General features: G+C 54.5%; 8 protein-coding genes and 1 rRNA gene. 6 read left to right on the top strand and 3 right to left on the bottom strand.

The genetic code is table 11. The annotated features are described in order from the left end of the window. Positions 1-114: 114 nt before the first annotated feature. Positions 115-1,227 carry a tRNA/rRNA methyltransferase gene (locus FHW71_RS23865; protein ID WP_179453246.1) on the bottom strand — a complete coding sequence of 371 codons (1,113 nt, stop codon included), beginning with the start codon at positions 1,225-1,227 and terminating at the stop codon, positions 115-117. Positions 1,228-1,383: 156 nt separating this feature from the next. On the opposite strand from FHW71_RS23865, the gene trxC reads away from it, so the two are divergent. The 6 genes from trxC (at position 1,384) to FHW71_RS23835 (ending at position 7,938) form a co-directional block, all read left to right on the top strand. Further along, positions 1,384-1,803 carry a thioredoxin TrxC gene (gene trxC, locus FHW71_RS23860; protein ID WP_008101648.1) on the top strand — a complete coding sequence of 140 codons (420 nt, stop codon included), beginning with the start codon at positions 1,384-1,386 and terminating at the stop codon, positions 1,801-1,803. Positions 1,804-1,894: 91 nt separating this feature from the next. After that, complete coding sequence (locus FHW71_RS23855; protein WP_179453245.1) at positions 1,895-2,587, top strand: tRNA-uridine aminocarboxypropyltransferase; 693 nt, start codon at positions 1,895-1,897, stop codon at positions 2,585-2,587. Positions 2,588-2,670: 83 nt separating this feature from the next. Continuing rightward, complete coding sequence (locus FHW71_RS23850) at positions 2,671-3,441, top strand: YaeF family permuted papain-like enzyme (RefSeq protein WP_179453244.1); 771 nt, start codon at positions 2,671-2,673, stop codon at positions 3,439-3,441. 43 nt (positions 3,442-3,484) lie between these two features. Further along, positions 3,485-6,142 carry a bifunctional acetate--CoA ligase family protein/GNAT family N-acetyltransferase gene (locus FHW71_RS23845; protein WP_179453243.1) on the top strand — a complete coding sequence of 886 codons (2,658 nt, stop codon included), beginning with the start codon at positions 3,485-3,487 and terminating at the stop codon, positions 6,140-6,142. Positions 6,143-6,258: 116 nt separating this feature from the next. After that, positions 6,259-7,614 carry a CDP-diacylglycerol--serine O-phosphatidyltransferase gene (gene pssA, locus FHW71_RS23840; protein ID WP_179453247.1) on the top strand — a complete coding sequence of 452 codons (1,356 nt, stop codon included), beginning with the start codon at positions 6,259-6,261 and terminating at the stop codon, positions 7,612-7,614. A gap of 3 nt (positions 7,615-7,617) precedes the next feature. After that, on the top strand, positions 7,618-7,938 hold the full coding sequence (locus FHW71_RS23835; protein WP_154155557.1) for a YfiM family lipoprotein: 321 nt from the start codon (positions 7,618-7,620) through the stop codon (positions 7,936-7,938). On the opposite strand, the gene FHW71_RS23830 is transcribed toward FHW71_RS23835, so the two are convergent. Together FHW71_RS23830 and rrf are read right to left on the bottom strand one after the other, a co-directional pair. After that, positions 7,939-9,243, bottom strand: coding sequence for an MFS family transporter (locus FHW71_RS23830; RefSeq protein WP_179453242.1), 1,305 nt, complete (start codon positions 9,241-9,243; stop codon positions 7,939-7,941). 233 nt (positions 9,244-9,476) lie between these two features. Continuing rightward, positions 9,477-9,563 (bottom strand): 5S ribosomal RNA (rrf, locus tag FHW71_RS23825); the annotation flags it as partial.

Raw genomic sequence — 9,563 nt, 5'->3', positions numbered from 1 at the left:
TGACGGAGCTGCATAAAAAAATCCGGAAACGAAACGTTCCCGGATTCTTACACAGCCACTGGATCGTTCAACTGATCCTTAACTGATCGGCATTAGGCCTTACGGCCCGTTTTTTTATGCGTTCTGACGCCACCATTCGGCGAGCAGAATACCGGTCGCCACGGACACGTTGAGACTTTCAACGTTGCCGGTGCCACCAATCGACAGGCTGAGATCGCCCTGCTGGAAAGCGCTGTCTGACAGACCTTCGCTCTCCTGACCCAACACCAGCACCATTTTGGCAGGCAGCTCGGCTTTCGCCAGCGGTGTGCCTTCGTGGCTTGAGGTGGTAACGATGGTGTAACCCGCTTTACGGAACGCTTCCAGGCCATCGGCAAAGCTTTCGCCGCTGATTGCCTGTACGTGCTCAGCGCCACCTTCGGCGGTACGTACTGCCGCACCCGATTCCAGCAGCGAAGCATCATTCACCAGCAAACCTTTCACACCGAAGTGCGCGCAGCTACGCATAATGCCGCCAAGGTTGTGCGGGTTGCTGACATCTTCCAGCGCCAGCACGCAATCTTTGGTCGGTGCCTTTGTCAGCCACTCGGTAACCGGCATGCCCATGCGTTTTTTAATGATGAAGCACACGCCGCCGTGATGTTCGGTACCTGAGGCTTTGGTCAGCTCAGCATCTTCAACCACGTGATAGGCTTTGCGGTTGGCCGCCAGCCAGCGCAGGGTTTCGCGGAAACGCGGTGTTACGCTCTGAATAAACCAGGCGCGCACGATGCTTTCCGGACGGCTCAGGAACAGCGCCTGACAGGCATTTTCACCGTAGACGCGCGTCTCTTCCTGACGCTGACGGCGAATCTGCTCTGGATCGATCACCGGCTTGTTCGCGGCCTCATCCAGTTGACTGTCATCGGCAACCGGTGGACGAGAAACGGTGCGCCACGGCGAATCACCGAAGCTGCGGTTGTCGTCACCACGATCGTCACGACGACCAAAGCTGCGTCCGCGCTCGGTATTGCTCGCACCGCGCGGTGCCGAGCTGCGTGCGCCGCTACGGCCACCTTCTTCATTATTACGTGCACCGCTGCGAGGACCAGAACGACGATTATCTTCCTGGCGCGCAGCAGGACGGCCGCCTTTGCCGGTACGGGGATTCGGCTTTTGACCGCCATCCTCATCACGTACGTACATCACTTTTACCTTGCCGCTTTTGCCTTTAAATTCGTCGTTCATCTGTTCCTCCAGCATTGAGAGCGCGAAGATTACCTGATGTGTCGGTGCTTAGCTATCAACTATTGAACCTATTGGGCAATCCAGATTGAGCATAGCACTCAACCTTTTCATAATGTCCGGCAATCATCAGATTTACAGGTCCGGGTTGAGGTAAATATGAATACAGTTTGTGCCTCCTGTCAGGCAACCAACCGCGTGCCCGAGTCGCGCATTGCCGATGGAGCAAAATGCGGTCGCTGCGGCGGTGAGCTGTTCAACGGTGAAATCGCCAACGCGACGGCCGCCACGCTGGATAAGTATCTGCAAGACGATCTGCCGGTGGTGATCGACTTCTGGGCGCCGTGGTGCGGCCCGTGCGTTAACTTCGCACCGGTGTTTAAAGATGTCGCAGACGAGCGCCGCGGCAAGGTACGCTTTGTGAAAGTGAATACCGAAGCCGAACCTGCGCTGAGCTCGCGTTTCCGCATTCGCAGCATCCCTACGATTATGCTGTTCAAGAACGGCGAGATGGTCGACATGCTGAATGGCGCAATGCCGAAAGCGCCCTTCAACGAGTGGCTCGACGAATCGTTGTAAATCGCTGATGGCCAGCCGCGTGCTGGCCTTCCTTATTACCTTTCCCGGCTAATTCCATTACACTGGCGTTTTTTATCCTGCCTGCGAACCTATGTTTGAAAATGCCGTTCTGCGCTTACGTGCGCAACGTTTAGCGCGCGCCACGCGCCCGTTTCTTGCGCGCGGTAATCGTGTCATACGTTGCCAGCGCTGCCTGCTGCCGCAGAAAAACTGTCTGTGCGCCACCATCCAGCCACAGCAAGCGCGTAGCCGCTTCTGCCTGGTGATGTTCGATACCGAGCCGATGAAGCCGAGTAATACCGGAAGATTAATCGCCGATGTTCTGCCGGACACCGAGGCGTTTGGCTGGTCACGCACCGAGCCGGATGCCGCACTGCTGGCAGCGGTGAAGAATGAGCTTTATCAGCCGCTGGTGGTTTTCCCCGCGTCTTACGCCGATGCCGATCGTGAAGTGCTCACCAGCCCGCCGCTCTCCGGTAAGCCGCCGCTGTTTATTATGCTCGACGGCACCTGGACTGAAGCGCGCAAGATGTTCCGCAAAAGCCCGTGGCTGGATGCGTTGCCGGTGATGTCGCTGAACGTTTCTGCGCCTTCGCGCTACACGCTGCGCGAAGCCCACGGCGAAGGCCAGCACTGCACCGCCGAAGTGGCTGCCGCGCTGCTGGAACAGGCGGGCGACCTCGCCGCCGCCGCCGAGTTACAGCACTATTTCGCACGCTTCCGTCATGCTTATCTGGCGGGAAAACCGCATCATCCGGTGCATAGCCTCGAAAATGTCCTTTAAGGATTTGCTTCTTTTGTAACCTGCTAATTTGATTTATAGTCTCGCATCGCCACGGAGTTGGCCTTACTTGCAAAGGATGCACGATGAAAATCTTCTGGCTGCTCATGCTGCTGCTCACCGGCTGCAGCACCGCCCCACAACCCGATCGCACTTTTCCGCCGCAGCTGCAATCAGCCAGCACGCGACCTACTATTCTGATTTCATCCAGCGACTTGTTGCCCGGCGATCTGTTGCTCTCATCTGCCACGTCACCTCAATCCTGGGGCATTCGCCTGTTTACCCTGACCGGCGTAAGCCATGCGGCGATTTATCTTGGCGATGAACAGGTCGCGGAAGCGGTAGGTAGTGGCGTTAAAATCATCCCGCTCAATCATGCTATAGATGAAAGCAATAATCTGCTGGTGCTCCGCGTACCGGGCATGACCAGCGATCAGATGCTGCGCTTGCGTGAGTTTGCTGATTTACAGCAAGGCAAAAAGTACAACTTCAAGGGCATCGTGATGTTTATGCCGTTTATGGTGTCACGCCGCTTGTGTGAACTGCCGCTCGTCAATGAAGAAGTGCGCAGTACCTGTTTAACCGCGCTTGCGCGCTTGCAGTTGGCTGATGTTGATGACCCCCAAGCCAATCGTTTTTTCTGCTCCGAATTTGTATTGGCGGGCTATCGCCACGCAGGTATTGAACTGTTGCAGGGACAAGCCAATTGGGTCAGCCCGGCGGATTTACTGCATTTACGTGACGGTGATGTCTCTGCCTGGCAGACGCAGCAAAATATGCAGTACGTCGGCCATTTAAAACGCTGGGATTTGAAAGAGATCCTCAGCCTGCGATCGGCGAATCGGCAAGCGCGGTAAAAAGCGTTTACAATCATGCCAATCTTGATAGCAGGAGCGGATGATGAGCCAACGCGGACTGGAAGCGCTGTTACGACCTAGATCAATCGCGGTAATCGGTGCATCAATCACACCGGGCCGCGCCGGCTACTTTATGATGCGTAATCTGCTGGCCGGTGGATTTAGTGGTCCGGTATTGCCGGTAACGCCGAAGTATAAGGCGGTGAGCGGCGTGCTGGCCTGGCCCGATATCGCCAGCCTGCCCTTCGCACCCGATCTCGCCATCATCTGTACCCACGCCAAACGTAATCTCGACCTGCTGCAGCAACTGGGCGAAAAAGGCTGTAAGGCCTGCATTATTCTCTCGGCGCCGTCCAGCCAGCTGGAAGAGCTGAAAGCCTGTGCGAGCCAATGGCAAATTCGCCTGCTCGGGCCCAATAGCTTAGGTTTGCTGGCACCTTGGCAAGGATTGAATGCCAGCTTCTCGCCGGTGCCGATTGCTAAAGGTCGCATTGCTTTTATTTCGCAATCCGCAGCGGTCTCTAACACCATCCTCGATTGGGCGCAGCAGCGTAATCTCGGTTTCTCCTGGTTTATCGCGTTAGGCGATAGCCTGGATATCGACGTTGATGATCTACTGGATTTTCTCGCGCGTGACGGCAAAACCAGCGCTATTCTGCTCTACCTCGAACACCTCAGCGATGCGCGCCGCTTTGTTTCCGCTTCGCGCAGCGCCTCACGCAACAAACCGATTCTGGTGATAAAAAGTGGCCGCAGCCATCAGGCGCAAGCGATGATCGGCACCCACAGCGGACTGGATGCTGCCTGGGATGCGGCGATTCAGCGCGCCGGTTTGCTGCGCGTGCAGGATACGCACGAGCTGTTTACGGCGGTTGAGTCGCTGAGCCATATGCGTCCACTGCGCGGCGATCGCCTGATGATCATCAGCAACGGCGCGGCCCCGGCGGCGCTGGCATTGGATGAACTGTATGCACGTAACGGTAAGCTGGCGACGTTGAGTGATGAAACGTTGCAGGCGCTGGCCGCACTGCTGCCGGAAGGCGTTGGGCGCGGCAATCCGCTCGATTTGAAAGATGACGCGACACCCGCGCGCTATGTCGCCTGTATTGAACGGCTGCTGGATAGCCATGAACTCGATGCACTGATGATCATTCATGCGCCAAGCGCCGTTTCGCCCTCCAGCGAAACCGCCGAGCAGATTATCGCTGCGGTTGCCAAACATCCGCGCGGCAAGCAGGTCACGCTACTGACTAACTGGTGCGGCGAATACTCCTCGCAGGCCGCGCGCCGCGCTTTCACTCAGGCCGGCATTCCCACCTGGCGCACGCCGGAAGGCACCGTCACCGCGTTCATGCATCAGGTGGAATATCGCCGCAACCAGAAGCAACTGCGTGAGACGCCCGCGCTGCCGATCGGTTTGACGCAGAACAGTGCGCAGGCGCATCAGCTGATTCAACAAGCGCTGGATAAAGGCATTACCACGCTGGATACCCATGAAGTTCAGCCGGTGTTGCAGGCTTACGGTCTGGCAACGCTGCCCACCTGGATTGCCAGCGACAGTGCCGCTGCTGCCAGCATCGCCGATCAGATTGGTTATCCGGTGGCGCTCAAGCTGCGTTCGCCGGACATTCCGCATAAGTCCGAGGTACAAGGCGTAATGCTGTATCTGCGTAGCGCCGCAGAAGTGGAACAAGCAGCTGAAGCCATTTTCGATCGTGTGCGCGAAACCCATCCACAAGCGCATATCGATGGCCTGCTGGTGCAGAGTATGGCGAACCGCGCCGGGGCGCAGGAGTTACGCGTGGTGGTCGAACAGGATCCGCTGTTTGGCCCGATTATCCTGCTGGGTGAAGGCGGCGTGGAGTGGCAGCCAGACAAGCAAGCTGCCGTGGCTTTGCCACCGCTGAATATGACGCTGGCGCGCTATCTGGTGATTCAGGCAATGAAAAGCGGCAAAGTACGCAGCCGTAGCGCGTTACGACCGCTGGATATCACCGGGCTGAGCCAGCTGTTAGTGCAGGTTTCCAACCTGGTGGTCGATTGTCCGGAAATTCAGCGCCTGGATATTCATCCGCTGCTGGCATCGGCCGATGAATTCACGCTGCTGGATGTGACGCTGCAGCTGGCACCTTTCAACGGTGACAACGAAGCGCGCCTGGCGATACGTCCTTATCCGCACCATCTTGAAGAGCAGGTTCAACTGAAAGATGGGCAATATTGCCTGTTCCGCCCCATCCTGCCGGAAGATGAACCGCAGCTGCGCGCGTTTATTGCTCAGGTAACTAAAGAAGATCTCTACTATCGTTACTTCAGTGAAATCAATGAATTTACTCATGAAGATTTGGCGAATATGACGCAAATCGATTATGACCGCGAAATGGCGATTGTCGCCGTACGCCAGCACAATGGCGTCGATGAGATCATTGGCGTAACGCGCGCGATCTCCGATGCCGACAATATCGATGCTGAATTCTCGGTGCTGGTGCGATCTGACCTGAAAGGCTTGGGCATGGGCAGGCGCTTGTTGGAGAAGATGATTCGCTATACGCGCGATCATGGCCTGCAACAATTGAACGGTATCACCATGCCAAACAATAGCGGCATGATTACGCTGGCGCGAAAACTCAATTTTCGCGTGAATATTCAACTGGATGATGGCATTGTCAGCCTGAATTTGCCGCTTGGTGATGTCATCAGCTAACCTGTACAGAAAGGTAAAAGTCCTCCTCTACAGGCCGGTTGATGGTATTATTTACCGTTAGGATCATGATTTGATGGCAAAAGGCCATGCAATGAACAGAGAAGAAGTGCACTGTGATGTTGTCTAAATTTAAACGTAATAAACACCAACAACACCTCGCACAGCTGCCTAAACTGTCACAATCCGTGTCGGATCTGACGACGCTTTACTCGCCTGCCGAGTTTCGCGAAACCCTGCTGACGAAAATTGCCGCAGCAGAAAAGCGTATCTGTATTACCGCGCTGTATCTTGAAAATGATGACGGCGGGCGGGGAATAATGCAGGCGCTGTACGCAGCGCGTCAGGCACGTCCGGAGCTGGATGTCTGTATTCTGGTTGACTGGCATCGTGCGCAGCGTGGTCGCATTGGCGCCGCCCGCGGCGTGACCAATGCTGACTGGTATTGCGAAATGGCGGCTCAGCATCCGGATATCGCTATTCCGGTTTACGGCATTCCGGTTAACACCCGTGAAGCGCTCGGCGTGCTGCATTTAAAAGGGTTTATCATTGATGATACGCTGCTCTACAGCGGCGCGAGCCTGAACGATGTCTATCTGCATCAGCATGATAAATACCGTTATGACCGCTATCAGCTGATCCGCAATCCACAGCTTACCGATACCATGTATGCGTGGATCTGCGAAAATCTCAAAGAATCCGATGCGGTTAATCGCCTCGATAAAACTGAGCGCCCTTCCAGCCCGGAAATTAAGAACGAAACGCGTCAATTCCGTCAGGAACTGCGCAGCTTTAACTATCAGTTTACCGGCAATGCAGATAATGAGTCACTTGCCGTCACGCCGCTGGTTGGCCTGGGCAAACGCAGTCTACTGAATAAAACCATTTTCCATTTGATGCCTTGCGCCGAGCGCAAGCTGACGTTGTGCACGCCTTATTTCAACCTGCCAGCTATTCTGGTGCGTAACCTGATTCATTTACTGCGTCAGGGCAAAGAGGTTGAGATCATCATTGGCGACAAAACGGCCAATGACTTCTACATCCCGCCAGAACAGCCGTTTAAGATTATCGGCGCGCTGCCTTATCTTTATGAGATCAACCTGCGTCGCTTCCTTAGCCGTTTGCAGTATTACGTCAATAACGGTCAGCTGACGGTGCGCTTGTGGAAAGATGGCGAGAACAGTTATCACCTGAAAGGCATTTGGGTGGATGATGAATGGATGATGATCACCGGTAATAATCTCAATCCGCGCGCGTGGCGACTGGATCTGGAGAATGCGGTGCTAATTCACGATCCACTGAATCAATTGGCCGAACAGCGTGAAAAAGAGTTGGCGCTGATTCGTGAGCATACTTCCGTGGTGCAGCATTTTCGCGAGCTGGAAAGTATCTCCGATTATCCAGCGAAGGTGCGCAAGCTGATCCGTCGCCTGCGCCGTATCCGCATCGATCGTTTGATTAGCCGTCTGCTCTAGCCGATGCGTGCGCTCATCCTCTACGTGGTTTTGCTGTGTAGTGGATGTGCGCATGTCGCCCAGGATAACTGGACCGGCAAAGACAAAGCACAACACTACTTCTCTTCCGCTGTTCTGGCTGCCGCTGGTAGCGAAATTTCCCAGCATCAAAATCACAGCCACGGGCAGAATTTGCGTTTCGGCTTTCTGTTTTCGTTGAGTTTTGGTGTGGGGAAAGAATTATATGACAGCCGCTCAGCAGGAAGCGGCTGGAGTTGGAAAGATCTTAGCTGGGATGTCGCCGGTGCCGCCAGCGGCATCGCGCTGTGGAATCTCAGCCAGTAGCTACAGCGCAATCCCCTTTCCTTTGCGATGCAGCATCAGCGATACCAGAAATGCTAAAGCGCCCATCGCCGAAACATACCAGAAGAAGCTGGTTTCAATACCTTCTCTTTTCAGCAGCAAGGCTACGTATTCTGCCGACCCACCAAAAATAGCATTCGCCACCGCATAGGAAAGCCCAACGCCCAGCGCCCGGACTTCTGGCGGGAACATCTCGGCTTTCAGGATTCCACTGATCGCGGTGTAGAAACTGGTGATGATCAGCGCCAACATGATCAAAGCGAATGCCAGCCAACTGCTCTGCACATTTTGCAGCATGATCAGAATCGGAACCGTGCAGATTGCTGCACCGGCACCGAAAATCATCATTGAGGCGCGACGACCGATTTTATCTGACAGTGCGCCAACAATTGGCTGAATCAACATAAACACCAATAAGCAACCGGTCATTAATCCACTCGCACTGCGCGCATCCATCCCGGCGGTGTTCACCAGATATTTTTGCATGTAGGTCGTGAAGGTATAGAAGCTCAGCGAACCGCCTGCGGTAAAGCCCAGCACCATTAGAAACGCACGAGTATGATTGCGCAGTAATCCCGTAATACTGCCGGCATCACGATGTTCGCGATGTTTTTTCTCTGAGGTTTCGTTGAGTGAACGACGCAACCACAAAGCCACGACGGCCAGCGCCGCCCAGAGGAAGAATGGGATACGCCAGCCCCAACTGCGGAGTTCTTCATCGCTAAGAATCTGCTGCAAGACGACGACGGTCAGCACCGCCAATAGTTGGCCGCCAATGAGCGTCACATACTGGAATGAGGCATAAAATCCTTTTCGTCCTTCCAGTGCTACTTCGCTCATATAAGTGGCGCTGGTACCGTATTCCCCACCAACCGATAATCCCTGAAACATACGCGCCAGCAATAGAATTACGGGTGCGGCCAGGCCTATTTCGCCGTAGCCAGGTAGACAAGCGATCACTAATGATCCCAGACACATCATGCACACTGAGATCAGCATTGAAGCTTTGCGGCCATGACGATCAGCGATGTAGCCAAATAGCCATCCACCTATCGGACGCATTAGAAAACCAGCAGCGAAGACGCCGGCAGTTTGCAGCAATTGGGTGGTGGTATCACCGCTTGGGAAGAAGACGTGGGCAAAATAGAGGGAGAAGAAGGAGTAGACGTAGAAATCAAACCATTCGACTAAATTGCCGGAAGAAGCGCCAACAATCGCCCAGATGCGTTTTTTACTGTCGGCTGCCGTTTCAGATAGTGCCACTTTTTGTTGTTGTGAGTCAGTCATGCTTACCTCTTTTCCTTGCGAAGAATTAACGCCAAAGGATTCAGTAAAGCATCTATTAACTGGTTGCAGGAGTAGTCTCGATTCCTGGATTACAAAATGTGACTAAAAGGGAGTTTTTAGTGCAATTTTTTGCTGATTTTCATGCAGATTCAGTTAACTACTGACTTTAAACAGCTATATAAAGACGTAAAAAAGCCCCGAACTCTCGTTCGGGGCTTCTTCACTTGTTTGATGCCTGGCAGTTCCCTACTCTCGCATGGGGAGACCCCACACTACCATCGGCGCTACGGCGTTTCACTTCTGAGTTCGGCATGGGGTCA

The organism is Enterobacter sp. Sphag1F (genome assembly GCF_014193275.1).
Taxonomy (GTDB): Bacteria; Pseudomonadota; Gammaproteobacteria; order Enterobacterales; family Enterobacteriaceae; genus Pantoea; species Pantoea symbiotica.
The sequence above is the reverse complement of the archived record's forward strand: the minus strand, read 5'-3'. Positions and strand labels throughout refer to the sequence as shown.

Bases quoted from the DNA above. Each gene is read 5' to 3' on its own strand.
- FHW71_RS23830 (WP_179453242.1), bottom strand. From the start codon at position 9,243: ATGACTGACTCACAACAACAAAAAGTGGCACTATCTGAAACGGCAGCC.
- trxC (WP_008101648.1), top strand. From the start codon at position 1,384: ATGAATACAGTTTGTGCCTCCTGTCAGGCAACCAACCGCGTGCCCGAG.
- FHW71_RS23845 (WP_179453243.1), top strand. From the start codon at position 3,485: ATGAGCCAACGCGGACTGGAAGCGCTGTTACGACCTAGATCAATCGCG.
- FHW71_RS23865 (WP_179453246.1), bottom strand. From the start codon at position 1,227: ATGAACGACGAATTTAAAGGCAAAAGCGGCAAGGTAAAAGTGATGTAC.
- FHW71_RS23835 (WP_154155557.1), top strand. From the start codon at position 7,618: ATGCGTGCGCTCATCCTCTACGTGGTTTTGCTGTGTAGTGGATGTGCG.
- FHW71_RS23855 (WP_179453245.1), top strand. From the start codon at position 1,895: ATGTTTGAAAATGCCGTTCTGCGCTTACGTGCGCAACGTTTAGCGCGC.
- FHW71_RS23850 (WP_179453244.1), top strand. From the start codon at position 2,671: ATGAAAATCTTCTGGCTGCTCATGCTGCTGCTCACCGGCTGCAGCACC.
- pssA (WP_179453247.1), top strand. From the start codon at position 6,259: ATGTTGTCTAAATTTAAACGTAATAAACACCAACAACACCTCGCACAG.